This window comes from Actinosynnema sp. NPDC023794, assembly GCF_040639675.1.
Classification (GTDB): Bacteria; Actinomycetota; Actinomycetes; order Mycobacteriales; family Pseudonocardiaceae; genus Actinosynnema; species Actinosynnema luteola.
Genome location: NZ_JBFAFR010000045.1, coordinates 11,683 through 36,585 on the forward strand (window position 1 = coordinate 11,683; position 24,903 = coordinate 36,585).

Genomic DNA, 24,903 nt, shown 5'->3' on the forward strand with positions numbered 1-24,903 from the left:
GGCGTGTCGGAAAGTACTTCGATAGTTTCGGTCTTCACGAGGACGTGAGCGGGGGTACCTGGTCGATGATGAACAGGACGACGGAAGTCGCGACGACGCCGGCAGGCGACGCCGTCCCGACTGCCGCCGACCGGCCGAGCGCGGCGTGGCGGGACACCTCCCGGCCCGTCGCCGAACGGGTGGACGCGCTCGTCGACGCGATGACGCTCGACGAGAAGCTGGCCCAGCTCGTCGGTGTCTGGGTCGGCGCGGACCCCTCCGGTGCCGGCGTCGCACCGCACCAGCACGACCTGACCAGCGACCCGGTGGTCTGGGCGGACGTCATCGCGCACGGCCTCGGCCAGCTCACCCGCCCGTTCGGCACCCGGCCGGTCGACCCGGTGGCGGGCGCCCGCTCGCTCGCCGCGTCGCAGCGGCAGGTGGCCGAGGCCAACCGGTTCGGCATCCCGGCGCTGGTGCACGAGGAGTGCCTCACCGGCTTCGCCGCGTGGCAGGCGACCGCCTACCCCGCGCCGCTCGCCTGGGGCGCGTCGTTCGACCCCGACCTGGTGGCCGAGATGTCCGGCCTGATCGGCGCCTCGATGCGCGCGGCCGGCGTGCACCAGGGGTTGGCGCCGGTCCTGGACGTCACCCGCGACTACCGCTGGGGCCGCACCGAAGAGACCATCGGCGAGGACCCGTACCTCGTGGGCACGGTTGCCACGGCGTACGTGCGCGGCCTGGAACAGTCGGGGATCGTGGCCACGCTCAAGCACTTCGCCGGCTACTCGGCCTCCCGCGCCGGGCGCAACCTCGCGCCGGTGGCCGTCGGCCCGCGCGAGTTCGCCGACGTGATCCTGCCGCCGTTCGAGATGGCGGTGCGCGACGGCGGCGTCCGGTCGGTCATGCAGTCCTACACCGAGATCGACGGCCTGCCGTCCGCGGCCGACGCCGGCCTGCTCACCACGCTGCTGCGCGACACCTGGGGCTTCGACGGCACGGTGGTCGCCGACTACTTCGCGGTCAAGTTCCTCCAGACCCTGCACGGCGTGGCCGAGGACGAGGCGCACGCCGCCGCGCTGGCCCTCGCCGCCGGTGTGGACGTCGAGCTGCCGACCGTGCGCTGCTACGGCACGCCGTTGCGCGACGCGGTCGAGCGCGGCGACGTGGACGAGGGCCTGGTGGACCGGGCGTTGCGCCGGGTGCTGCGCCAGAAGGTCGAGCTCGGCCTGCTCGACCCGGACTGGTCGGCGCTGCCGGCGAACGTCGACGACCTGCGGCTGGATTCACCGCAAGCCCAGGACGTCACGCTCCGCCTCGCCCGGGAATCCGTGGTGCTGCTGGCCAACGACGGCGTCCTGCCGCTGCGGCCGGACGTCCGGCTCGCGGTGGTCGGCCCGCTCGCCGACGACCCGATGGCGATGCTCGGCTGCTACTCGTTCCCCGCGCACATCGGCGTGCACCACCCGGACGCCGGGCTGGGCCTGGAGATCCCGACCGTGCTGTCCTCGCTGCGCGACGCGGTGGGCGGCGACATCGCCCACGCGAAGGGCTGCGAGGTCTCCGCCGAGCCCGACGCGGACGACATCGCCGCCGCGGTGGCGGCCGCCAGGGACGCGGACGTGTGCGTCGTCGCCGTCGGCGACCGGGCGGGCCTGTTCGGGCGCGGCACCTCGGGCGAGGGGTGCGACGCGACCGACCTGCGGCTGCCCGGCGCGCAGACCGACCTGGTCCGCGCCGTCCTCGCCACCGGCACGCCGGTCGTGCTGCTGCTGATCACCGGACGGCCCTACGCGATCGGCGACCTGGCCGACGGCGCGGCGGCGGTCGTGCAGGCCTTCTTCCCCGGACAGCTCGGCGGGCGTGCCCTCGCGGACGTCCTGACCGGCGTGGTCGCGCCGTCGGGCCGGCTGCCCGTCGGCATCCCGAACGACCCGTCCGGCCAGCCCGGCACCTACCTGTCCGCGCCGCTCGGCCGGCGCACCGAGGTGTCCAACGTCGACCCGACGCACGCCTTCCCGTTCGGCCACGGCCTCGGCTACGACACGTTCACCTGGTCGCCCGTGCGCCTGGTGTCCGGCGACGGGCCGTGGCCCACCGACGGCGAGGTCGAGGTCGAACTCGACGTGCGCAACCCCGGCACGCGCTCCGGCGCGGACGTGGTGCAGCTGTACCTGCACGACCCCGTCGCGCAGGTGACCCGCCCGGTCGTGCGGCTCATCGGCTACGCGCGGGTGGAGTTGGACGGTGGCGCGTCGGCACGCGTCACGTTCCGCGTGCCGGCCGACGTCACGTCGTTCACCGGCCGGGACGGCAAGCGCGTGGTGGAACCGGGCGCGGTGCAGCTGCGCGTGTCCCGGTCGAGCGCGGACGCGCACGAAGCGGTGGACCTGAGGCTCGTCGGCCCGCTGCGCGAAGTCGACCACACGCGGCGTTGGCTCACCGCCGTGTCGGTCACCCACGAGGAGGTGGAACGAGCATGACCACCCAGATCAGCGAACCGGCGGCCGAGGCGACGCCGGACCGGACCCGGAAACCGCCCCGGACACCCAAGACGCCCCGGTACAAGACCACCTGGCGCAAGGCTTGGAAGCGGGACTGGCAGCTCTACACGCTCGTCATCGTCCCGCTGCTGTTCTTCCTGATCTTCCGCTACGCGCCGATGCTCGGCAACGTCATCGCGTTCCGCAAGTTCGTGCCGGGCGGCAGCATCTACGGCGAGACGTGGGTCGGCCTGCGCTACGTCAAGATGTTCATCAACGACCCGAACTTCTGGGAAGTCTTCGGCAACACGATGGTGCTCGGCGCGCTGTCGCTGTTCTTCGCCTTCCCGCTGCCGATCGTGCTGGCGCTGCTGCTCAACGAGGTCCGCTCGCGGTACTTCAAGCGGTTCGTGCAGACGGTGTCCTACCTGCCGCACTTCCTGTCGATCGTGATCGTGGCCGGCATGGTCATGCAGCTGGTGTCGTTGGAGGGCACGGTCAACCAGGTCGTCCGCGCGTTCGGCGGCGAGGCGGTGTCCTACATCCAGGACCCGAGCTGGTTCCGCACGATCTACGTCTCCTCGGAGGTCTGGCAGACCGTCGGCTGGGGCACGATCCTCTACCTGGCCGCGCTGACAACGATCGACTCGCAGCTCTACGAGGCGGCCCGGATCGACGGCGCGAACCGCTGGCAGCAGACGTGGCACGTGACGCTGCCCGGCATCCGCCCGACGATGATCACGCTGCTGATCCTCAACATCGGCACGTTCATGGCGGTCGGGTTCGAGAAGGTCCTGCTGCTGTACAACCCGCTGACCTATCCCACCGCGGACGTCGTGTCGACCTACCTCTACCGCGTCGGCCTGGTGTCCAACAACTTCAGCTACGCCGCCGCGATCGGCCTGTTCGAGTCGATCATCGGTCTGACGCTGATCCTGTCCGCCAACGCGATCTCGCGACGAGCAGTGGGGACGAGCCTGTGGTGACCACCGACCCGACGCGCCTCGCGGACCGGCTGGACAAGCCCGCCGGGCCCCGCCGCACCTCGCTGGACGACTCGCGCGGCTACCGGATCTTCCGCGTCGTCAACGTCGTGCTGCTGCTCGGCGTGGTCGCGGTGACGCTGTACCCGTTCGTCAACATCGTGGCGCAGTCGTTCAGCAGCGAGGTCTACATCCGCACCGGCCAGGTCAACCTGGTGCCGCGCGGTTTCAACCTCGACACCTACAAGCTCGTCGCGTCCGACCCGGCGTTCTGGAACAGCTACCTGAACACCGTCGTCTACACCGTGACGGCCACCGCGATCTCGATCGTGCTCACCACGATCTACGCGTACGTGCTGTCGAAGCACCGGCTCAAGGGCCGGGGCCTGCTGGTCGGCGTCGCGGTGTTCACCATGTTCTTCAACGGCGGCCTGATCCCGAACTACGTGCTGGTCAACGGGCTCGGGATGACCAACACGATCTGGGCGATCGTGCTGCCGAACGCGATCAGCGTGTTCAACCTGCTGGTGATGAAGGCGTTCTTCGAGAGCCTGCCGACGGAACTGGAGGAGGCCGCCGCGATCGACGGCCTGAACACCTACGGCATCCTGCTGCGGATCGTGCTGCCGCTGTCGAAGGCCGTGCTCGCCACGATGATCCTGTTCTACGCGGTGGCGAACTGGAACTCGTGGTTCCAGGCCTTCCTCTACCTCGACCGCTCGGACCTGTTCCCGGTCACCGTGTACCTGCGGAACATGATCGCCGGCGCCACCTCGGCGACGTCGGTCGGCGCGGTCGAGACCAACGCGGTGGCCATCTCCGCGAACATCAAGGCCGTGACGATGGTGCTGACCGTGCTGCCCATCGTCGCCGTGTACCCGTTCATCCAGCGCTATTTCGTGTCGGGCGTGATGCTCGGCGCGGTCAAGCAGTAGCGCATCCGCTCCAGTTGACGACGGCGTCAATCACCTGAGGAGACAGCACGATGCGAACCAAATGGAAGCGAACGCTTCTGACTGCCGTCGCCGGCAGCCTCGTGGTCAGCCTGGCCGCGTGCAGCGAGGAAGGCGCGGACGCGGGAGGCGGCGTCAACCTCGACGGCAAGAAGACCGCGTCGATGGCCGACTACAAGGCGGGCGCGCAGTTCAAGGCCACCGAGCCGGTCGACGTGAGCCTGCTCTACCTCGACCAGTCGCACTACCCGATCAAGGACGACTGGCTGCTGTGGAAGGAGATCACCCAGCGGACCAACGTCACGATCAAGCCGACGGTCGTGCCCTACAGCGACTACGACCAGAAGCGCGGTCTGCTGATCAGCTCGGGTGACGCCCCGACGATCATCTCCAAGACCTACCCGGGTCAGGAGGAGCAGTTCGTGTCCTCCGGCGCGATCCTCCCCGTGAGCGACTACATCGACCTGATGCCGCACTTCAAGGACAAGGTCGAGAGGTGGAAGCTCCAGCCGGAGCTGAACACGCTGCGCCAGGAGGACGGCAAGTTCTACGTGCTGCCCGGCATGCACGAGAAGGTGTGGCAGGACTACACGCTGGCGTTCCGCACCGACGAGCTCAAGCGCCTGAACCTGCAGGCCCCGAAGAACTGGGACGAGGTCTACACCGTCCTCAAGGCGATCAAGGCCGCGAACCCGGACAGCTACCCGCTGTCGGACCGCTTCGAGGCCAAGTCGATCCTCAACTACGCGGGCCAGACCTTCGGCACCCAGGCCGGGTGGGGCTACGTCAAGAACACGATCTGGAACGAGTCCGCGCAGAAGTACGAGCTCACCGGCGCGACCCCGGAGTACAAGCAGCTGATCGAGTACTTCCACAAGCTCGTCGCCGAAGGTCTGATGGACCCGGAGAGCTTCACGCAGAAGGACGACGCGGCGATCCAGAAGTTCGCGAGCGGCAAGTCGTTCGCGATCAGCAGCAACGCGCAGAACATCGTCAACGACTACCGGCCGAACGTCTCCAAGATCCCCGGCGCGACCGTGGCGAAGATCCCGCTGCCCGCCGGGCCCAAGGGCAACGTCATCCGCGGCACGCGCCTGGAGAGCGGCCTGATGGTGTCGGCGAAGGCGGTCGAGAGCGACAAGTTCGTGGCGACGATGCAGTTCATCGACTGGCTCTGGTACTCCGACGAGGCGCAGGAGTTCACCAAGTGGGGCGTCAAGGGCACGACCTACGACAAGGACGCCTCGGGTAAGCGGACGCTCAAGCCCGAGGTGGCGTTCGGCGGCATGAACGTCGGCGCGCCGAAGAACCTCCAGCGCGACTTCGGCTTCCAGGGCGGTGTCTTCTACTACGGCGGCGCCACCGAGCTGCTGCAGTCGATGTTCACCGAGGAGGAGATCGCCTTCCAGAAGACGATGGCCGACAAGAAGGTCGAGCCGCTGGCCCCGCCCGCGCCGCTGAACGAGGACGAGCGCGAGCGCGCCGCGCTGCTGGAGAGCCCGCTCAAGGACTTCGTCACGCAGTCGACGTTGCAGTTCATCCTCGGCCAGCGCGACCTCTCCACGTGGGACGCCTACGTCAAGGAGTTGGAGGCCAAGGGCTCGAACGACCTCGTCGAGCTCGTCAACGGCGCCTACAAGCGCTACAAGGAGAAGAACGGGTGAGTGCTCGCGGTCCGGTCGCGGTGTCGCGCCGTGACCGGACCGCGTCGGTGTTCGACCGCCGTCGCACCGCGAGCGGCGGGCCGTTCGGTTGTGGAGGGGTTTTGAACCGCGTTACCGTCCCCGGCGAGCCGATCGGCCGCCTGTCCGAGTCGTGGCGCCACTGCGTCGGCACCGGCCGGCTCAACCTCGCGCTGCGCGCCGACTACCAGGAGTCCCTGGCCCGGGTGCAACGCGACATCGGTTTCCGCCACATCCGCGGCCACGGCCTGCTGTCCGACGACATGGGCGTGCACCGCCGGTCCGGCGACGGGGTGACCCGGTACTCGTTCACGTACGTCGACCAGGTCTTCGACCGGTTCCTGGAGCTGGGCATCCGGCCGTTCGTCGAGCTGGGGTTCATGCCGACCGCGCTCGCCTCCGGCGACGACACGGTGTTCTGGTGGAAGGGCAACATCACCCCGCCGAACGACTGGGACGAGTGGGCGGCGCTGGTCCGCGCCGTAGTCCGGCACCTGGTCGACCGCTACGGCCTGGCCGAGGTGCGCACCTGGCCGATCGAGGTGTGGAACGAGCCGAACCTGGTCAACTTCTGGAAGGGCGCCGACCAGGCCGCCTACTTCCGCCTCTACGAGCTCACCGCCCGGACCGTCAAGGACGTCGACGCCGGGCTCCAAGTGGGCGGCCCGGCGATCTCGCCCGGCTCGGACGAGTGGTGGGAGCCGTTCGCCGAGTTCGTCACCCGCCGCGACGTGCCCATCGACTTCGTCAGCAGGCACGCCTACACCTCCGGCCCGGCGCAGCACGTCCCGTTCGGCACGTACCAGACGCTCGCCGCGCCCGGCACGCTGCTGGACCAGTTCGACGCGCCGCGCAAGCACCTGGCGGGCACGGCGCTGGCCGGGCTGCCGGTGCACATCACCGAGTTCAACAGCTCCTACCGGCCGGACAACCCGATCCACGACACGGCCTACCACGCCGCGTACCTGGCCCCGGTGCTCGCCGGCGGCACGGACCTGGTGGACTCGTACTCCTACTGGACGTTCTGCGACGTCTTCGAGGAGGAGAACGTGCCGACCTCGTTGTTCCACGGCGGTTTCGGCCTGCTCACGCACCGGCAGGTGCCGAAGCCGACCTACCACCTCTACACGTTCATGGCCCGGATGGGCTCCCACGTGCTGGCGCGCGGCGCGGACCACCTGGTGTGCGCGACCGACGACGGCCGGATCACCGTGCTGGCCTGGCAGCCGGTCGGCGGCACCGACGGTCCGGACGCGCCCGCCCGGCACGAGGTGCGGCTGTCGGTCCCGCTGACGGGTCCGCGCGCGTTCGTCCGCCGGGAGCGGGTCAACGAGCACGACGGCAACGCGTTCGGCGCGTGGCGCGAGCTGGGGCGTCCGCGCTCGCCCGACCTCCGCACGCTCGACGTGCTGCGCGACTGCGCACGTCCCGCCCTGGAGCACCGGTCGGCCGCGGTCGTGGGCGGGCGGGTCGAGCTCGACCTCGCGCTGGCACGGCACGAGGTCACGTTCGTCGAACTCACGCCCGTGCGCGCCGAGGAGCACGAAGGACTGGACGACCGGCGGCTGCTCGGCGCCTCCGACGACCGGCTCGTGGCGCCGCACGAGAGGCCGTGACCGTGGCGGCCGAACGACGGGGTGATCCCGCCGCCGAGATCGGTGCGGGCATCCTGTCGCGCATCGCGTCCGTCGTGTACTGGTTCGTCGTCATCGAGGCCATGCTGGCGCTGACGACGGCGCCGGGTTTCCTCGCGCTGCTGTTCCTGGACCGCAGCGCGGGCAACGCGCCGCTGATCGGGCTGTGCTTCTCCCCCGTGGGCCCGGCGCTGTCGGCCGCCGTCTACGCCTGGCGGGTGTTCCTCGACGACCGAGACCTCTCCCCCGCCCGGCACTTCCGCCGCGGCTACCGGCTCAACTGGCTCGACGTGCTGCGCTGGTGGCTGCCCGCGCTGGCGGTGCTCACCGTGATCGGCTTCAGCCTGGCGAACCTGGAGCTGGCCGGTGTGCCGCCCGGGTACGGCCTGGTGCTGATCGTGGTCGCGGTGGCCGTGCTGGTGTGGTCGACCCAAGCGCTGGTGCTGTCGTCCACGCTGTCGCTGCGCACCCGTGACACGGCGCGCCTGGCGTCCTACTACCTGGCCGCACGGCCCGCGAGCGCGCTCGGCGCGTTGTCGCTGCTCGTCGCGGCCGGCGGGCTCGTCGTGCTCACCTCCGACTGGGTGCTCGCGCTGCTCGCTTCCCCGTTCACCCTGCTGCTGCTGCGCAACGCCGAGCCGGTGCTGCGCGACGCCACCGAGAGGTTCACCGCGTGACCCCGCAGAGCGTGCCCCGGAGGATCGGCTACGGCGGCGATTACAACCCCGAGCAGTGGCCCCGCGAGGTCTGGGACGACGACTACGCGGCGTTCAAGCTCGCCGGCATCAACACGGTCACCGTGGGCGTGTTCGCGTGGGCCCACCTCGAGCCCACCGAGTTCGGCTACGACTTCTCTACGTTGGACGCGATCGTGGACCGCGCGACCGCCGAGGGCATGCGGATCGTGCTGGCGACGCCCAGCGGCGCGATGCCGCCGTGGCTGGCGCGGAAGTACCCGGAGGCGTGTCGGGTCGACTTCGAGGGGCGGCAGCACGTGTACGGGCAGCGGCACAACGCCTGCCCGTCGTCGTCCGACTTCCGCCGGGCGGCCGTGGCGCTGGCCAAGCGGCTGGCCCGCCGGTACGGGGCCAACCCGGCGATCGTGGCCTGGCACATCGGCAACGAGTACGGCGGCGCGTGCTTCTGCCACAACTGCGGTGACGCGTTCCGCAAGTGGCTGCGCCGGCGCTACGGCAGCCTCGACCGGCTCAACGCCGCGTGGAACACCACGTTCTGGTCGCACACGTTCACCAAGTGGGCGCAGATCGAGCCGCCGAACGCGCTGTCGGAGCACTGGCGCGGGCCCGACCACACCGCGTTCCAAGGCATCACGCTCGACTACAAGCGGTTCATGTCCGACGCGCTGCTGGACGGGTTCCTGGCGGAGAAGGCCGCCACCCGGAAGTACTCGCCGGACACGCCCGTGACGACGAACATGATGGGCCTGTACCAGCCGATCGACTACCACCGGTGGGCGCCGCACCTGGACTTCGCGTCGTGGGACAACTACCCGCCGGAGGACCGGTCGTCCACCCGCACGGCCGCGCGGATGGCGTTGGCGCACCGGTTGATGCGCGGGCTGCGCGACGGCGAGCCGTTCTGGGTCATGGAGCAGACCCCGTCGGTGACCGCCTCGCGGGACGTGAACCCGGTCAAGCGGCCCGGTGTGCTGCGGCTGTGGTCGTGGCAGTCGGTCGCCAACGGCGCGGACGCGGTGCTGTACTTCCAGTTGCGGCAGTCGCGGGGCGCGTGCGAGAAGTACCACGGCGCGGTGCTCGACCACGCGGGCCGGACGGACACGCGGGTGTTCCGGGAGGTCGCCGAGCTGGGCGACGAGTTCGCCCGCGTCGGTGACGCGCTGCTGGGTGGCCGCACGCCCGCGCGCGCCGCGCTGCTCGTCGACTGGGACAGCTGGTGGGCGGTCGAGATATCCGACGGCCCCAACCGCAACGTGCGCTACCTGGACGTGCTGACCGCCTACCACCGGGCGTTGTGGCAGGCGAACGTCCCGCTGGACGTCGTGCCGGTGACGGCCGACCTCTCCGGTTACGACGTGGTCGTCGCGCCGTTGCTGCACATGGTGAAGGGCGATCTCGCGGAGCGGGTGACGGCGCTGGTCGAGCGCGGCGGCACGTTCGTGACGACGGCGCTGTCGGGTCGGGTGGACGAGGACGACAACGCGTTCCTGGCCGACGTTCCGGGGCCGTTCGCGTCGCTGCTCGGGATGCGGGTCGACGAGACCGACGCCCAGCAGCCCGACGTGGTGAACCCGGTGACGCTGTTCGGCGTCGAGTACGAAGCCCGGCACGTGTTCGAGGTGGTCGTGCCGGACGACGCGGAGGTGCTCGGCGCCTACGGCGCGGACTTCTACGCCGGCACGCCCGCCGTGACCCGTGCGGCACGGGGGCGCGGCCACGCCTGGTACGTGGCGACGTTGCTGGACGACGCCGGCGTGGCCGCCGTCGTGCGCACGGCGTTGGCGGAGCACGGGTTGGTCGGGCCGCTCGGCGACGTGCCGGACGTCGAGGTCACCGAGCGCGTCGTGCCGGACGGCACGCGGTACCTGTTCGTGCTCAACCACGGTGAGGCCCGGACCGTGCCCGCGCCGGTGGCCGGCACGGACCTGTTGAGCGGGCATGAGCTCCGGGTCGGCGACGAGCTGGAACTCGCACCGACCGCGGTCCTGGTGCTCCGCTGCGAGTAGCGGGCCGACGACGGCCGCCGGGTCCGCGGACCCGGCGGCCGTTCCGCGTTCAGCGGATCGTGCGGCCGTGCGCGTCGGGCACGCCCGACTTGCGCCAGAAGTACGTGTTCACCTGGTCACGCCACTCCTTCACGGACCGCAGCTGCTCCGCCATCAGCCCGGTGACGCGGTCGAACACCTCCGCCGGCACGCGGCCCTCCAACGACGCCCACGTGGCGGCCATCCGCCGCACTTCCTCGTGACCGGCGAAGTGCGTGTCGTAGATGTGCTGGATCACGGTCGTCCCCGAGTGCAGGACGTGGTCGTAGGGCACGTGGTGGAAGAACAGCAGCAGCTCGTCCGGGCACGTCCCGACCGACTCGTACCGGTCGCGCCACGGCGGCGGGTACTGGCCGGCGAAGCCCGTGCCCGTGGCGCACGTGCGGTCCACGCCGACGCCGTCCCGGTCGGCGAAGTGGTACGTGCCCCAAGAGGAGTACTCGTAGCCGTCCACGTTCGGCCCGTAGTGCAGGCCCGGCTGCACCATGAAGCCGACGCCCAACGGCGCCGTGTACCGCTCGTAGGTCAACCACGACCCGTCCATCACCTCGTGCAACGCCTCGCGCACGGTCGGGGGATCGGGGAACGTGAGGCCGATCCACTCGTCCAGCACCGCCTCCGGCGCGAGCCGCTCGTCCCACGCGAGCCGGCCGAAGCCGAACAGGTTGGCCTGCGCCAACGGGTGCCCGGTCCAGAACGGGTCCTCGCCCACGTTCGACACCGCCACCACGCCACCGGCCGGTGCCGCGGCCCGGCCCGCGGCGACGTCCGCGACCGTCTGCCCGCCCTCGCCCCACAGCTGGAAGCCGAGCATCTCGCGCCACTGCGGCACGAGGTGGCACACGTGCTTCTGGTGCCCGGTGTACTCCTGGGTCACCTGGAACTCGACCGCGAGCCGGGTGCGCGGCATGGCCGCGATCACCGGGGACACCGGCTCGCGCACCTGGAAGTCCATCGGACCGGCCTTCACCTGCACCACGACGTTCGCGTCGAACGCGCCGTCCAGCGGGGCGAAGTTGTCGTAGGCGGCCCGGGCGCGGTCGGTCGAGCGGTCGCGCCAGTCCTGGCGGTGGTTGTAGACGAACGCTCGCCAGAACACCGTGCCGCCGAACGGCGCGAGGGCGCGGGCCAGCGCGTTCGCGCCGTCGGCGTGGTCGCGGCCGTAGGCGAACGGGCCGGGCTGGCCCTCGGAGTCGGCCTTGACCACGTACCCGCCGAAGTCGGGGATCGCCGCGTACACCTCGGCCGTCGTGCGCGCCCACCAGTCGCGCACGGCCGGGTCGAGCGGGTCGGCGGTCGGCAGGCCGCCGAGGGTGATCGGCGCGGCGAAGCTCACCGACAGGTGCACCTTGATCCCGTGCGGGCGGAACACGTCCGCCAGCCGCACCACGTCCGGCAGCAGGTCGGTGAGCAGGCGGGCCTCGGTGCGGCCCACGTTGACGTTGTTGAGGCCGACCCGGTTGACGCCGATCGAGCCGAGCAGCCGCGCGTACGCGCGTGCCCGGGAGAGGTCGGCGCGGACCGCGCCGTCGGCGTAGAAGATCGAGCCGCCCGAGTACCCGCGTTCGACCTGGCCCATCACCGGGTGCACGTCGACGTTGTCCCAGTGGTCGAGCATGCGGACCGGCTGCCGCGGCGCGTGCCGCTCCGGCCGCGCCTCGCCCGTGAAGGCCGCTTCGCCCTGCCGCACCACGTGGTGGAAGCCGTAGAGCAGGCCGACGCCGTCGATCGCGCGGACCACCGTGGTGGTGCCGGCGCGACCCACCGCGAACGCCTCGGGATCCGTCTCGCCGTCGTCCGGTGCGCACACCAGCTCCAGGTCCGCGGGACCGTCGTCGACCAGCGCGCCGCCGTGCTCGGCCGCTGCCGCCTCGACCTCGGAGCGGACCGTGGCGACGACCGGGCCGTCCCCGATGACGCGGACCCGCCGTGAGCCGATCGGCCGGAACGCGGAGGCCGGTAGCCACGCGGGGTGCACGCCGATCATGTGGAAGTTCCTCCCGGACGGGGATTGGTGACATCGCCAAACTATGTCGCCTTTGCTTCCCCGGCAAGGAAAACCAGCCGTCCACTGTCGACTTTCACGAGTGTGAACGACCACGAAACTTTTGCGCGGCAACGGTTCCTGCGCGGCCGTCTCAACTGGACCGGCGGACCCGCGGTCGCGACTCGAACAGCTCCAGCGGCACGGCGTCCGCGAGCGCCTGGTAGCCGGCCGGTGTCATGTGCAGGTGGTCGCCGTCGTCGTAGGCCGCGAGCAGGCGCCGGTGGTCGTGCGGGTCTCGCGCCGCCGCGTCGAAGTCGAGCACCTCGTCGAACGCACCGCTGGTGCGGATCCACTCGTTGACCGCCTGACGTGCCGCCTCGCGGTGGCCATCCGGGTCGTCGTACGCCTCGTTGCCGCCCAGCGGCGCCAGCGTCGCCCCGCACACCGTGATGCCGTGCGCGTGGGCGCGCACCACGATCTGCTCGTAGGCCGCGCAGAGGTCGTCCGCGACCTGCTTCTGCGCGACGGCGGCGGCGCCGGTCGTGCAGATGTCGTTGATGCCCTCGAACACCACGAGCCACGCCACGCCGGTCTGCGCCAGCACGTCGCGGTCCAGGCGGGCCAGCGCGCTCGGGCCGATCCCGTCGCTGAGCACCCGGTTCCCGCCGGTGCCCTGGTTGAGCACGGCGACGTCCGCCGTCGCGGGCCGTGACCGCAGCCGGGCCGACAGGCGGTCGGGCCAGCGGTCGTTGCCGTTGGTGGTGGAGCCCCGGCCGTCGGTCAGGGAGTCGCCCAGCGTGACGACGGCCGAGGCGGCGCGCTCCGACCACACCTCGATGCCGCTGAGGAAGTACCAGTGGTCGGTGGTCGTCGCACCCGGCAGGTCGTCGGCCGCGACGTGGTCGCCCGCCAGCAGGTGGGAGGTCGTTCGGGAGGCGGGGTGCGAGGTGACCAGGTCGGACGCCTGCCCGTCGGCAAGGAACACCGTCACGGTCAGGTTCGCCTCCGGCTCGACCGGGAAGTCCAGCGGGTCCGACACGACCTGCGCGCCGACCGGCACGACGACGCCCGGCCGACCGTGGAACGTGACCGGGCGGACCGAGCCCGGCACGACCGAGCCCACACCGGCCCGGCCGCCGAGGGGCCGGGCCACGGTCACCGCCGTGATCGGCAGCACCGCGCCGCCGAACGCGTTCGAGAACCGCAACCTCAGCCGGTCGCCGCCGATCGTGACGCGCGCGGTCTGCCTCAACGTGGCGTCGGCGAGCACCAGCCCGTCCCCGGTGAACGGCGCGGGCGGCAGGTTGTCCGGTTGGGTCAGTTGAGGCGCCGACACCCACGTGTGCGCCCAACGACCGGACGGACGGGGGGCGTCGGGCGACACGCTGTGACTCATGCGCCCGATTCTGGTGCAGCGGGCCCGCCGCGGTCAGCCCATGGTCTCAACTGGGGACGCGACCGAGGCGTGCCGAAGGCATCCGGCGCGCGATCGTAGCGAAACCCCCGGTCGTCGACGATCTCCCGGGCGGTAGGTCCGCACAACGCCCGAAGGAGGGCACATGCCCCGCTCATCCCGGTTGTGGGTGGCGATCGCCGCCGCGACCCTGGTCCTGTCCGGCACGGCTCACGCGCAGGAGGACCGCAGGGTGGTCATCGGCACCCCGACCACCCACGCCGCGGCCGAGGTCGGCGTCCCGATCCTGGTCACCGGACTGTCGATCGCTCCGACCACGGTCGCGATCACCGCCACCGAGCTGACGTTCGACGGCGGGGCCACCTGGGTGACCGCCGAAGTCCTGCGCGATCACGACCCGTCCCGGGTCGACTGGCGGTACGTCCACACGCCCACCGCGGCCGGTGACGTCGAGGTCGCCGGTCGCGTCGTCACCGCCTCCGGCGCCGGCCCGACCGGCGCGCCCGTCGTCGTCCACGTCGGCGGGGCGGCCGTGACTCAGCCGGTGAACTGCGCGACCCGGTGCGAGCTCGGCACCTATTACAAGGACGCGGTCGACGATCCCGACCGGGAGCCGGTCGAGGTCGGCACGCGGTTCCAGGTCGACCGACCCGGGCAGCTGCTGGGCGCTTCCCTCGGACGTGGCGCCTACCGGGGGCCGATCAGCCTGCGGCTGTGGTCGGAGACGGGCGTGCTGCTCGCCGAGCAGCCCTGGGACCACCCCGGCTTGATGGCCCAGATCGACTTCCCGACGCCCGTCCCGGTCGAGCCGGGGCACGACTACGTGATCTCGTACTACACGCCGCAAGGCGGCTACGCGACCTCGGAGGACTTCTTCACCGGCACGCTGGTGCGGGCGCCGTTCATCGCGCCGCCGGGCGCGGGCGTCTACCACTACGGCGTGGGCGGCGGGTTCCCGACCGAGAGCTGGCACGACAGCACCTACTGGGTGCTGCCGGAGTTCCGCGGCTGACCGCTTGCGCCAATCAGGCGACCCGCGTGTGGACAGGGGGCCGGGCGGGAACCGTCCCGGTGACGTCGTCGGTGACGTCCGGCCCAGGGAGGCGACATGCGCGGGCTCCTGCTCACCGCGGTGCTGGTTGTTCCCGCGCTCGTGGCCGCCGGGTGCGGCGGTCTGGGGTCGGACCGCTCCGACGCGCTGATCACCATGGGGTTCGGCCTCCCGGACGAGCACGCGACGGCGCGCGTGGCGGTGTTCCGGGAGGCCAACCCCGGCGTCGACCTGCGGATCAGCGAGGGCGCGTTCGACGAGCAGCAGTTCCTGTCCGCCGTCGCCGCGGGCGACCCGCCCGACCTGGTCTACGCCGAGCGGCGCAAGCTCGGCGGTTACGCGGCGCGTGGCGCGGTGCAGAGCCTGGACGCCTGCGTGCGGGAGCACGGCGTCGACCTGGGCGTGTTCCGGGAGGCGGCCCTGCGCCAGGTCACCTACGAGGGTGAGGTGCACGGGCTGCCGGAGTTCTCCAGCGTCCGGCTGATGATCGTGAACAACCCGGTGGTGCGGGCCGCGGGCCTGGACCCGGCGGCGCTGTCCACGGCGGACTGGGCCGGGATGGGCGAGCTGGCCGACCGGCTGGCGCGGGTCGGCGACGGACGCGTGGAGCGCATCGGCTTCGACCCGAAGGTGCCCGAGTTCCTGCCGCTGTGGGCCAGGGCGAACGGGGCCGAGCTGATCGGGCCCGACGCCCGGCTGGACGATCCGCGCGTGGTCGAGGCGGTCCGCCACACCACCGACCTGGTCGCCAGGCAGGGCGGCTGGGCGTCGTTCAAGGCGTTCCGCGACGCGTTCGACCAGTTCGGCGCGAACAACCAGTACGTGACCGGGCAGCTCGCCGCGATGCCGATGGACTCCTGGTACATCAACACGCTCGCGACCAACTCCCCCGACGCCGACGTGACGATCGCGCCGTTCACGGACCGGAACGGGCAGGTGCTCACCGAGTCCGGCGGGCAGGCGTGGGCGATCCCGAAGGGCGCCCGGCACCCCGAGGCGGCGTGCCGCTTCCTGGTCACGATGACCGACACGCAGACCTGGGTCACGGCTGCCATGGCGCGGCGGGACGCGCTGGCCAAGGCCGGGCGGCCCTACGGCGGCACGTTCACCGGCAACCGGGCCGCCGACGAGCGGATCTTCCGCGAGGTGTTCGCGCCGTCGGGCAACGCGATCCTGGAGCAGGGGGTGCCGGTGGTGCTGTCGTTGCAGGACAAGGCGTTCGCGCTGCCGCCGAGCCCGGCCGCGAGCGAGCTCGTGCGCGCCTGGGAGGGCGCGGTGAACCGGGTGCTGGTCGGGCAGCAGGACCCCGAGGAGGCGATGGCCCAGGCGCAGCGCGAAGCGGAACGGGCGCTGAAGCGGGTGGGCGGGAGGTAGGGCCATGACGGTGAGCGGACGCGAGTCGCGGGCGGGGTTGCTGTTCCTGCTGCCGTGGGTGATCGGGTTCCTGGCGTTCACCGCCGGGCCCATGCTGTTCAGCCTCTGGCTGTCGCTGACGCACTACGACATGCTCAAGCCGCCCGCGTTCGTGGGCCTGGAGAACTACCGCGAGGCGTTGGGCGACGAGCGCGTCGGCACGGCGTTGTGGAACACGGTGTTCTTCACCGCCCTGCACGTGCCCTCGCAAATCGTGCTGGCGCTGGGCCTGGCGAGCCTGCTGCGCCGGGCCGGGCGTGGGAGCGGCTTCTTCCGCACGATCCTGTACCTGCCGGTGATGACACCGCCGGTGGCGTTGGCGGCGATGTTCCTGTTGCTGCTCAACGGGCAGCACGGTGCGGTGAACGGGTTCCTGGGCTGGTTCGGGTTCCAGGGCCCGAACTGGACCACCGACCCGGCCTGGATCAAACCGGGGCTGGTGGTGATGAGCCTGTGGACGGTCGGCAGCACGGCGGTGCTGTACCTGGCCGCGCTGACCCGCGTGCCGGTGGAGCGGTACGAGGCGGCCCGGCTGGACGGCGCGAGCCCGTGGCGGCAGTTCTGGCACGTCACGCTGCCGGGCATCAGCGGGACGGTGTACTTCACCGTGGTGGTCAACACGATCGCGTCGTTGCAGGTGTTCACCGAGGCGTACGCGATGTTCTTCGGCGCGCGGGCCAAGCAGTCCGCCGATGGCGACGCGGCACTGTTCTACGTGATCCACCTGTTCCAGGAGGCGTTCGGGTCGCTGAGGATGGGGTACGCGTCGGCGTTGGCGTGGGGCCTGTTCGCGGTCATCGCCGTCATCACGGCCGTGCAGGTGCGGTTGTCGCGCCGGTACGTGCACTACGAGGGTGAGCGGTCGTGAAGCGCTTCGGGGTGTGGGCGGCGCTGCTGGTCGTCACGCTGGCGTTCGGCTACCCGTTCTGGTGGCTGGTCAGCGCGTCGTTGAAGGACCGGCCGCACGTGTTCGACAACGCGCTGCTGCCCCGGCCGTTCTCGCCGGGCAACTACGTCGAGGTGTGGCAGGCCGTGCCGCTGCTGACGTGGATCGGCAACAGCGTCGCGGTGGGGTTGGCGGCAGCGGCGGCGGCCACGGTGACGAGCGCGCTGGTGGCGTTCGGGTTCGCGATGTTCGGCTTCCCCGGCCGCGACCTGCTGTTCGGGGTGGTGCTCGCGACCATGATGCTGCCCGCCGCGGTGACCATGGTGCCGGTGTACCTGGAGTGGCACGCGCTGGGCCTGGCCACCACGCAGATCCCGCTGTGGGCGCAGAACCTGTTCGGCTCGGCGTTCTACATCTTCCTGCTGCGCCAGTTCTTCCTCGGCCTGCCGCGCGAGGTGTTCGACGCGGCGAAGGTCGACGGCGCGAGCGCGTGGCGGCTGTTCACCTCGATGGCGCTGCCGCTGGCGAAACCCGGTCTGATCGTGGTGTTCGTGTTCGAGCTGAAGGCGGCGTGGACGGACCTGGTCAAGCCGTTGATCTACCTCCGCGAGCCGCAGCTCTACACGTTGCCGCGCGGGTTGAAGGCGGTGCTCGACCGGTTCGGCGAGGGCGGCGAGGAGCAGTGGGAGCTGGTGCTTGCCGCGAGCGTCGTCGCGACGGTGCCGATGGTCCTGCTGTTCCTGGTGGCGCAGCGGCACTTCGTGCGCGGCACCGTCACTCAGCACGTCGAGTGACGGGCGAGCCTGTCGATCACCGGGTTGTCCGACAGTGCGGGAATCTCATCCACCAGGCGAGCATGGGCAGTGCGGACGAACGTCCCCAGCTCCGCCAGGAGTTCGGCCCGAGCCGCGACGGCGGACTGCGGATCCTTCGAGGAGGTGACCGTGACGGTCTCCCCGTCGAGGTGGAATCCGATGACCTCCTCGCGCTCGGTGAAGCCGAAGGACGCGTTCTCACCCCGTGAGAGGCGTTCGGCAACCCCGCAGAGGGACAGCGCCAAGTCGACGAGCGTCACGAACCCCTTCTTCGAGATGATCTGCACGCCGCCCGCGACCAGTTCGACGTTGACGCCGAAGTACTTGTACCGCAGGTCGATCTCCGGGATCGCCGAGGGATCTCCCCGTCCTGCCGCCTGCCAGGTCCGCCGCCACGGTGACGACGGCGCCGGGAGGTCGAACGACAAACTGACCATCTCCGCCTCTCCGGTCGGCTTCCCGCCGGGCGGGGAAGGCGGTGTCGGGCGTTGCCCCCGTCGACGTCCCGAACAGCTGTCACGTTTCCGCCGCCGCCATTGTGCGGCCAGGGCGCGCGATCACCAACTCGTCACTCGGCACGTCGAGTGACGAACGGGTTCAGCGCGAGGCCGAGCACGTTCGCCGCGGTGGCACTGGACAGGGCGATGCCCCAACCGACCGGGCCGAGCGGCGTGCAGCCGAAGAACTGGCTGACGCCGGGTGTCTGGATCACCGCGCCGAGGGCGGCGGCCGAGCCGAGGCTCGCGGCGAGCACCGAACGGTCCAGCCCGCCCGTCACCAGGGTCTGACCGAGCTGGGTGCCGACCAGGGCGGCCAGCGCCACGGTGCTCGCCCGGCGGGAGCGGCCGGTGAGGCGCGCGGCCGTCCACGCCGCCGTGGCGCCGACCGTGGTGGTGATCGCGCGGGCGGTGATGTCCCTGTTCAACGCCTGGCCCAGCGACGACGTCGGTCCTTCGCGCAGCAGGTCGGGCACGGACTCGCGGGCGGGCCTGCTCAACGCGATGGCCAGCGCGGGCGCGAGGTCGGTCAGCAGGTTCACCAGCAGCAGCTGCCGCGCCGTCAACGGCGACCGGCCCGTCAGCGCCGAGCCCAGCACGCTGAACGCGATCTCGCCGAGGTTGCCGCCGAGCAGGATCGCCAGCGCCTCGCGCACCGACGCCCACATCGCTCGGCCCTCCACCAGCGCCGCGATGATCGTCTCCAGCCGGTCGTCGGTGACCACCAGGTCGGCGGCGGCACGGGCCGCCGGCGTGCCGCGCCTGCCCAACGCGATGCCGACGTCGGCGAGCCGGATCGCGGGCGCGTCGTTCGCGCCGTCGCCGGTCATCGCGACCACCCGGCCGAGCCGCTGGTAGGCCTCGATGATCCGCACCTTCTGCGCCGGCGTGCAGCGGGCGATCACGTCGACGGTCGGCAGCAGGGCGTCCAGCTCGTCGTCGTCCAGCTCGTCGAGCCGCGATCCGGTCACCACGGTCATGTCGTCGTCGCCGCTGACCTCGCTGGCGATGGCCTCGCCGGTGGCCGGGTGGTCGCCGGTGATCATCACGATCCGCACACCGGCCTCGCGCAGCTTCGCGGCGGCCGGCGGCGCGCCGTCGCGCACCGGGTCCGACAGCGCGACGAAACCCAGCAGGGTCAGGCCCTGGACGTCGTCGTCGGTCACCGTGTCGTGGTCGACGCCGGTGCGCTCGGCGACGGCCAGCACCCGGTGTCCGCGACCGGCGAGCCGTTCCACCCGCTCCCCCATGCGGCGCAGCTCGCCCGGGTCGGCGTCGCAGCGCGGCAGCACCGTTTCCGGCGCGCCCTTCACGCTCAGCACCAGCCGCTTCCCGACCCGACCCACCGTCGCGTGGTAGCCGCGGGACGGCTCGAACGGCAGCGCCTCGACCAGCTGCCAGCCGCGGGCCCCGGTGGTGGGGCCGACGCGGGCCTGCCGCGCACCGGCCAGCACCGCCCGGTCGGTCTGGTGCGCGAGGTCGTCCGGGTCGTCGGCCTCCGGCGTGGCGCGGACCGCGGCGGCCATGATCCGGCGCAGCTCGTCGTTGAGCTGGTCCGGTTCGGCGCCGCGGCGGCCGTTGTCCACGCGGCTGACGGTCAGCTTGCCCTCGGTCAGCGTGCCGGTCTTGTCGAAGCACAGCACGTCGACGCGGCCCAGCGCCTCGATGGTGCGCGGGTTGCGCACGAGCGCGCCGTGCTCGGCCAGCCGCCGCGCCGCGGCCAGTTGGGCGGCGTTGACCAGGAACGGCAGGCCTTCGGGCACCGAGGCGACGGCGAGGTTCACCGCCGCGCCCATGCTCTGCCGCAGCGGCACGCCCCGCAGCAGGCCCGCGCCGGTGACGGCCGCCGCCGAGCCGAGCGCGACGGGCAGCGTCTTGCGGGTCAGCTCGGCCAGCCGCGCCTCGACGCCGGTGGTCGGCGCGTTGCGGCGGGCCGCCGCCATGCTGCGGCCGACCTCCGTGGCGTCACCGGTCGCGACGACCACGCCCAGCGCCTCGCCGGCGGCGATCGTGGTGCCCTCGTAGAGCATGGACGACCGGTCGGCCAGGTCCGCGGCCACCACCGGGGCCGGGTCCTTGGTCACCGGCAGGGACTCGCCGGTGACCGACGACTCGTCGACCTCCAGCCCCTCGCCGTCGAGCAGGCGGCAGTCGGCGGGCACCACGTCGCCGGCGGCCAACCGGACCATGTCGCCGGGCACCAGCTCGTTCGCCGTCACCTCGCGGTCCCGGCCGTCGCGGACCACGGTGGCGCGCACCGCCGACCGGCCGAGCAGGGTGGCCAGCGCCCGGTCCGTGACGACCTGCTGCACGCTGCCGATCAGCGCCGACACGCCGACGACGCCGGCCACCAGCGCCGCGTCGACCGGCGAACCCACCGCCGCCGAGACCGCCGCGCCACCCGCGAGCACCGGGGTCAGGGGGTTGGCCAGCTCGCTCAGGAACGCGCTGCCCAGGCTCGTGCCGACCGCCTGCCGCCCGGCGGACGTGCGCTGCCTGTCCTGCGCCACGCGTTCGGACAGGCCGTCACGGCCCGAGCCGAGCCGGTCCAGCGCGGTCGCCGCCGGCATCAGGTGCCACGGCTGCGAGGTGGCCGGCGCGAGGGCCGCACGGCTGCCGGGCAGCCGCTTCGCCCGCCACACGCCGTCCACGAACGCGGCGGCCGACGCGCCGTCGACCGCCCGTGCCGCGTTCCGCGCGGGCGCGGGCCCGCGTGTGCTCAACGCGCTGACCGCGCCGATGCCGCTCGCCGCCTGGGCCAGCATGATCGCGTCCCGGGTGACCCGGCGTGCGGCCGGCACCGCCTCCACCAGCAGCACGGCCGCGTCCAGGTCCCGGACGACGACGTGCGCGCCCCACGGTGGCGGGCCGCCTTCCCGCAGTACGCCGACGCCGCAGTCCGCCGAGCCGAGCGCCCGGCGGTGGTCGGACACGAGCAGCACCACGTGCCCGTCGCCTTGGAGTTCGCGCACCGCGCCGACCAGGCCATTCCCGGACGGGACGACGCGGTCGGCGAACCGGACCGGTGCGTGGTCGCGGTCGGTGGCGACGACCACCCGCAACCCGGCCTCCCGTGCCGCCGACGCGATCGCGTCCACCGCCGGCGGGATCTCGACGTCGACCGCGAGCACGGCTTGCAACTGGCGGCCCCGCGTCAGGCCGAGCACCGCCGCGTGACCGGCCAGCCGGCGTTGTTCTCGCACGCCCTTGCGCCCCTGCGGTTCGAGGCGGTCGATCGGGCCGATCGCCCAGTCGCCGTCCCGGCGCACGGCGGTCGGGTCCTCGGGGTCGAACAGGGCGAACGCGCGCTCGGCCGCCTCGGCCGGCCCGGAGTTCACCGGGCCGGAGTTCGCGGGCCCCGTGTCCGGCAGCGGCACGAGGTCGCTGAGCACCGACCGGCCTGAGCCGAGCGCGGTCTCGTCGAGCACCAGCACGTCCACCGCGTCCAGGCGCCGCAGCACCGAGCGTTCCATCACCAGCGCGTTCCGGGTGGCCAGCACGCGGCCGAGTTGCGCGGCGAACGCGGACTGGCCGACCGACGGCGCCTTGGGCAGGCTCGCGACGCCCAGCGCGGCGGCCCGGCGCAACCCGGTGAACGGGATCGCGCCCACGGTCGCCGCCGCACCCGCCGCCAACGCCCGCCGCGCGTAGCGGTCGGCCGGTCCCTCGGGGAACGGGCGTGGGCGCTCGACCACGATCGGCTCGGCCTCGGCGGCGTCCGGGCCGTCGATCAGGTCGCCCTCGGCGGCGCACCACGCCTTCTCGTGCGCCTTGACCTCACGCCACTGCTGCACGCGTTGGGCGATGTCCAGCAACGTGCCTTCGCTGCGCGAGGCCAGGCCGTGCACGAGGGCCGCGACCACTGACGTGGCGGTGTCCGCGCGTTCCCGGCCCTGCAACCGCCCGGCGGCCAGTTCGCGCAGCCTGGGGTGCAGGTCGACGGCGGCGATCAGCGCGCCGAGCTCACCGGGGACGGGCGCCCACGGCGCGATCTTCGTGATGGCGGCCAACGCCAGGCCCGCGGCGTCCGCGGCGAGCGTCGGCAGCAGCCGGGTGCCCTTGAGCCCGTCCGCCGGGTGGTGCAGCTCGTCCTCGACCAGGCGCTCGTCCTCGGTGGCGGGTTCGGCCTCGGCCCGGCGCACCAGCGCGACCAGGTCGTCCGTCGGCGGCGCGGGGTCGTCGACGGCGACGATCACCCGGGCGGACGGCGCGTTGACCCTGGCCCAGCGCACGTCGGGGTGACTCTCGAGGGCGCGTTCGATCCGCCCGGCCACCTGCTTGCCACGCGGCCCGTGCACGCCGTGCGCCTCGATGTGCAGGCGTCCCGGGCACGACCAGACCTTGCGCCGGTCGCGACGCGGCACGGCGGTCTGCTCCAACGGGGCCAGGGCGAGTCCGACCAGGCCCTTGGCGAGGCCGCCGGCGACGCGCACGGGGTCGATGCCGAGGAGTTCCACCGTGCCTGTTTTCCCGATCGAGTGGCGGCCTAAGCGTCACGATCGGGCGGTAGGCCGGCGCGGCCAGGCCCCTAGAAGACCAGTTCGACCCACACCGTGGTGAACGTGGCCTGCGTCAGCACGCCCCACCGCGTGGACAGCCCGTCGACCAGGAGCAATCCCGCCCCGGTCGGCCACGACGCGGTCCGGGCGACGGCGCGGTCGCGCACGCTGACCACCAGGGCCTCGCGCCACCGGTCGAGCACGAGTTCCAGCACGTAGGGCGGCGAACCGTGCCGCCGGGCGTTGTCGTACAGCTCGCCGACCACGAGTCCGATCAGCAGCACGTCGAACCCGGACCAGCCCGCCAGGTGCTCGCGCAGCCACCGGGCGACCTCGTCGGGCGAGGTCGTGTCCTCGTCCTGGACGACCAGGACAACCGTGTCGTGGCCGGCCGTCACGTCGTCGAGCGTGCCACCCGGACCGCCGGACCGCACCTGACGACTGCCTTGCGATCGCCGAGCGGTTTGCCCCGGCGGACGTCGGGTAGGCCGACGGGGCGGAGGGAGTCATGAACCGTTACGGGGACGAGGTCGCGGCGATGGCCGTGCCGTTGCGCGACGCGGGTGACTTCGACGTGCTGCTGGACCGCGTGGGCGACGCGCGGGTCGTGATGCTGGGCGAGGCCAGTCACGGCACGCACGAGTTCTACCGGTGGCGCGCGGCGCTGACCAGCCGGTTGATCACCGAGAAGGGCTTCTCGTTCGTGGCCGTGGAGGGCGACTGGCCCGCGTGCGACCGGGTCGACCGGTCCGTGCGCCGCCTGCCCGACGCGCCGGAGGACCCGCGTGCCGCGCTGGCCGCGTTCGACCGGTGGCCGACGTGGATGTGGGCGAACGAGGAGGTCGTGGACTTCTGCCGGTGGCTGCGCGCCCACAACGCGGTGCTCGCCGAGGAGGAGCGGGTGGCGTTCCACGGCCTCGACGTCTACTCGCTGTGGGAGTCGCTGCGCGAGGTCCTGACCCACCTGCGCGAGCACGACCCGCAGGAGGTGCCGACGGCGCTGGCCGCCTACCGGTGCTTCGAACCGCACGGCGAGGACCCGCAGGAGTACGCGATCTCGACCCGGTTCGTGCCCGCGGGCTGCGAGGACGAGGTGGTCGACCTGCTGGTGCGGCTGCGCCGGCAGGCCGCGGGCGACGGCGCGGGACGGTTCGCCGCCCGGCAGAACGCCGAGGTCGTCGCCGGCGCCGAGCGCTACTACCGGGCCATGGTCGGCGGGCAGTCGTCGTGGAACGTCCGCGACCGGCACATGGACGACACCCTCGACCGGCTGCTCGACCACCACGGGCCCGGGTCGAAGGCGGTTGTGTGGGCGCACAACACCCACGTCGGCGACGCCCGTGCCACCGGCATGGCCGACTCCGGGCTGGTCACCATCGGCCAACTGGCCCGGGAGCGCTTCGGTCAGGAGCAGGTGGTGCTGGTCGGCTTCGGCTCCCACCGTGGCACGGTCATCGCGGGTGAGGCGTGGGGCGCGAGCACGCGCGCGATGCCGGTGCCGCCGGCCCGTCCCGGTTCGCTGGAGGACGTGCTGCACCGCGATGCGCCCGGAGAGGCCCTGTTCGTCTTCCCGCACCACGACCAGCCGGACCTGCTCACCGCGACGCTCCCCCACCGCGCCATCGGCGTGGTCTACCACCCGGAGCGCGAGCGGTGGGGAAACTACGCGTCGACGGTCCTCGGCCGGCGGTACGACGCGTTCCTCTGGTTCGACGAGACCGCGGCGCTGCGACCGCTGCACGCGCGGCGGGTCGACGTCTTCGAACCCGAGACGTATCCGAGCGGTGTCTGAACGTCACCAGGTGCCCCAGGTCTGACCTCGAAAAACGAGAGCTTGATAACATCGTGTCACGGCCACCGCGAGCCGTCCGCTCGACAAGGATG

General features: G+C 72.1%; 17 protein-coding genes. 12 read left to right on the top strand and 5 right to left on the bottom strand.

Features of this window, described 5'->3' with window-relative positions; genetic code table 11:
* The first annotated feature begins 68 nt into the window (after positions 1-68).
* The 7 genes from AB0H12_RS42000 to AB0H12_RS42030 all read left to right on the top strand — a co-directional run bounded on the left by AB0H12_RS42000 (position 69) and on the right by AB0H12_RS42030 (position 10,418).
* Positions 69-2,462: a beta-xylosidase/alpha-l-arabinosidase gene (locus tag AB0H12_RS42000; RefSeq protein WP_499631315.1), complete on the top strand. Its 2,394-nt coding sequence runs from the start codon at positions 69-71 to the stop codon at positions 2,460-2,462.
* Entirely contained in the window at positions 2,459-3,448 is a 990-nt protein-coding gene (locus AB0H12_RS42005) for an ABC transporter permease (protein WP_499631318.1), read from the top strand. The genes AB0H12_RS42000 and AB0H12_RS42005 overlap by 4 nt, the downstream gene beginning before the upstream one ends.
* A complete protein-coding gene (locus AB0H12_RS42010) occupies positions 3,445-4,380 on the top strand; it encodes a carbohydrate ABC transporter permease (RefSeq protein WP_499631321.1) in 936 nt (311 codons plus the stop codon). Before AB0H12_RS42005 ends, AB0H12_RS42010 begins: the two co-directional genes overlap by 4 nt.
* A gap of 50 nt (positions 4,381-4,430) precedes the next feature.
* Positions 4,431-6,062, top strand: a complete 1,632-nt coding sequence (locus tag AB0H12_RS42015) for an ABC transporter substrate-binding protein (protein WP_499631323.1) — start codon at positions 4,431-4,433, stop codon at positions 6,060-6,062.
* A gap of 101 nt (positions 6,063-6,163) precedes the next feature.
* Positions 6,164-7,696 (top strand): GH39 family glycosyl hydrolase, encoded by a 1,533-nt coding sequence (locus AB0H12_RS42020; protein ID WP_499631326.1) that lies wholly within the window; start codon positions 6,164-6,166, stop codon positions 7,694-7,696.
* On the top strand, positions 7,693-8,391 hold the full coding sequence (locus AB0H12_RS42025) for a DUF624 domain-containing protein (RefSeq protein ID WP_499631328.1): 699 nt from the start codon (positions 7,693-7,695) through the stop codon (positions 8,389-8,391). Before AB0H12_RS42020 ends, AB0H12_RS42025 begins: the two co-directional genes overlap by 4 nt.
* Entirely contained in the window at positions 8,388-10,418 is a 2,031-nt protein-coding gene (locus tag AB0H12_RS42030) for a beta-galactosidase (protein ID WP_499631331.1), read from the top strand. The genes AB0H12_RS42025 and AB0H12_RS42030 overlap by 4 nt, the downstream gene beginning before the upstream one ends.
* A 49-nt stretch (positions 10,419-10,467) precedes the next feature.
* Here the strand turns inward: AB0H12_RS42030 and AB0H12_RS42035 are convergent, their stop codons facing one another.
* A complete protein-coding gene (locus tag AB0H12_RS42035; RefSeq protein WP_499631334.1) occupies positions 10,468-12,444 on the bottom strand; it encodes an alpha-glucuronidase in 1,977 nt (658 codons plus the stop codon).
* Positions 12,445-12,595: 151 nt separating this feature from the next.
* Positions 12,596-13,840, bottom strand: coding sequence for an SGNH/GDSL hydrolase family protein (locus tag AB0H12_RS42040; RefSeq protein WP_499631336.1), 1,245 nt, complete (start codon positions 13,838-13,840; stop codon positions 12,596-12,598).
* 163 nt (positions 13,841-14,003) lie between these two features.
* On the opposite strand from AB0H12_RS42040, the gene AB0H12_RS42045 reads away from it, so the two are divergent.
* From AB0H12_RS42045 to AB0H12_RS42060, 4 genes are all read left to right on the top strand, one after another.
* Positions 14,004-14,870 carry a DUF4082 domain-containing protein gene (locus AB0H12_RS42045; protein WP_499631339.1) on the top strand — a complete coding sequence of 289 codons (867 nt, stop codon included), beginning with the start codon at positions 14,004-14,006 and terminating at the stop codon, positions 14,868-14,870.
* A gap of 96 nt (positions 14,871-14,966) precedes the next feature.
* Positions 14,967-16,283 (top strand): ABC transporter substrate-binding protein, encoded by a 1,317-nt coding sequence (locus AB0H12_RS42050; RefSeq protein WP_499631342.1) that lies wholly within the window; start codon positions 14,967-14,969, stop codon positions 16,281-16,283.
* 4 nt (positions 16,284-16,287) lie between these two features.
* On the top strand, positions 16,288-17,190 hold the full coding sequence (locus tag AB0H12_RS42055; protein ID WP_499631344.1) for a carbohydrate ABC transporter permease: 903 nt from the start codon (positions 16,288-16,290) through the stop codon (positions 17,188-17,190).
* Positions 17,187-18,002, top strand: a complete 816-nt coding sequence (locus AB0H12_RS42060) for a carbohydrate ABC transporter permease (RefSeq protein WP_499631346.1) — start codon at positions 17,187-17,189, stop codon at positions 18,000-18,002. Before AB0H12_RS42055 ends, AB0H12_RS42060 begins: the two co-directional genes overlap by 4 nt.
* On the opposite strand, the gene AB0H12_RS42065 is transcribed toward AB0H12_RS42060, so the two are convergent.
* From AB0H12_RS42065 to AB0H12_RS42075, 3 genes are all read right to left on the bottom strand, one after another.
* Positions 17,987-18,460 carry a hypothetical protein gene (locus AB0H12_RS42065; RefSeq protein WP_499631349.1) on the bottom strand — a complete coding sequence of 158 codons (474 nt, stop codon included), beginning with the start codon at positions 18,458-18,460 and terminating at the stop codon, positions 17,987-17,989. The two genes, AB0H12_RS42060 and AB0H12_RS42065, sit on opposite strands and share 16 nt — an antisense overlap.
* 131 nt (positions 18,461-18,591) lie before the next feature.
* Positions 18,592-22,977: a cation-translocating P-type ATPase gene (locus tag AB0H12_RS42070; RefSeq protein ID WP_499631352.1), complete on the bottom strand. Its 4,386-nt coding sequence runs from the start codon at positions 22,975-22,977 to the stop codon at positions 18,592-18,594.
* A gap of 71 nt (positions 22,978-23,048) precedes the next feature.
* The gene (locus AB0H12_RS42075; protein WP_499631354.1) at positions 23,049-23,417 is read right to left on the bottom strand and encodes an ATP-binding protein; all 369 of its coding nucleotides are present in this window, start codon (positions 23,415-23,417) and stop codon (positions 23,049-23,051) included.
* Positions 23,418-23,527: 110 nt separating this feature from the next.
* Here AB0H12_RS42075 and AB0H12_RS42080 point away from each other — a divergent pair, with 110 nt between their 5' ends.
* Positions 23,528-24,811, top strand: a complete 1,284-nt coding sequence (locus AB0H12_RS42080; RefSeq protein ID WP_499631357.1) for an erythromycin esterase family protein — start codon at positions 23,528-23,530, stop codon at positions 24,809-24,811.
* Positions 24,812-24,903: the final 92 nt, after the last annotated feature.

What these genes read in the sequence shown, in the direction of transcription:
- AB0H12_RS42015 (WP_499631323.1), top strand. Translation starts at nt 4,431, where the DNA reads ATGCGAACCAAATGGAAGCGAACGCTTCTGACTGCCGTCGCCGGCAGC.
- AB0H12_RS42045 (WP_499631339.1), top strand. Translation starts at nt 14,004, where the DNA reads ATGCCCCGCTCATCCCGGTTGTGGGTGGCGATCGCCGCCGCGACCCTG.
- AB0H12_RS42000 (WP_499631315.1), top strand. Translation starts at nt 69, where the DNA reads ATGAACAGGACGACGGAAGTCGCGACGACGCCGGCAGGCGACGCCGTC.
- AB0H12_RS42055 (WP_499631344.1), top strand. Translation starts at nt 16,288, where the DNA reads ATGACGGTGAGCGGACGCGAGTCGCGGGCGGGGTTGCTGTTCCTGCTG.
- AB0H12_RS42050 (WP_499631342.1), top strand. Translation starts at nt 14,967, where the DNA reads ATGCGCGGGCTCCTGCTCACCGCGGTGCTGGTTGTTCCCGCGCTCGTG.
- AB0H12_RS42005 (WP_499631318.1), top strand. Translation starts at nt 2,459, where the DNA reads ATGACCACCCAGATCAGCGAACCGGCGGCCGAGGCGACGCCGGACCGG.
- AB0H12_RS42035 (WP_499631334.1), bottom strand. Translation starts at nt 12,444, where the DNA reads ATGATCGGCGTGCACCCCGCGTGGCTACCGGCCTCCGCGTTCCGGCCG.
- AB0H12_RS42065 (WP_499631349.1), bottom strand. Translation starts at nt 18,460, where the DNA reads ATGGTCAGTTTGTCGTTCGACCTCCCGGCGCCGTCGTCACCGTGGCGG.
- AB0H12_RS42080 (WP_499631357.1), top strand. Translation starts at nt 23,528, where the DNA reads ATGAACCGTTACGGGGACGAGGTCGCGGCGATGGCCGTGCCGTTGCGC.
- AB0H12_RS42040 (WP_499631336.1), bottom strand. Translation starts at nt 13,840, where the DNA reads ATGAGTCACAGCGTGTCGCCCGACGCCCCCCGTCCGTCCGGTCGTTGG.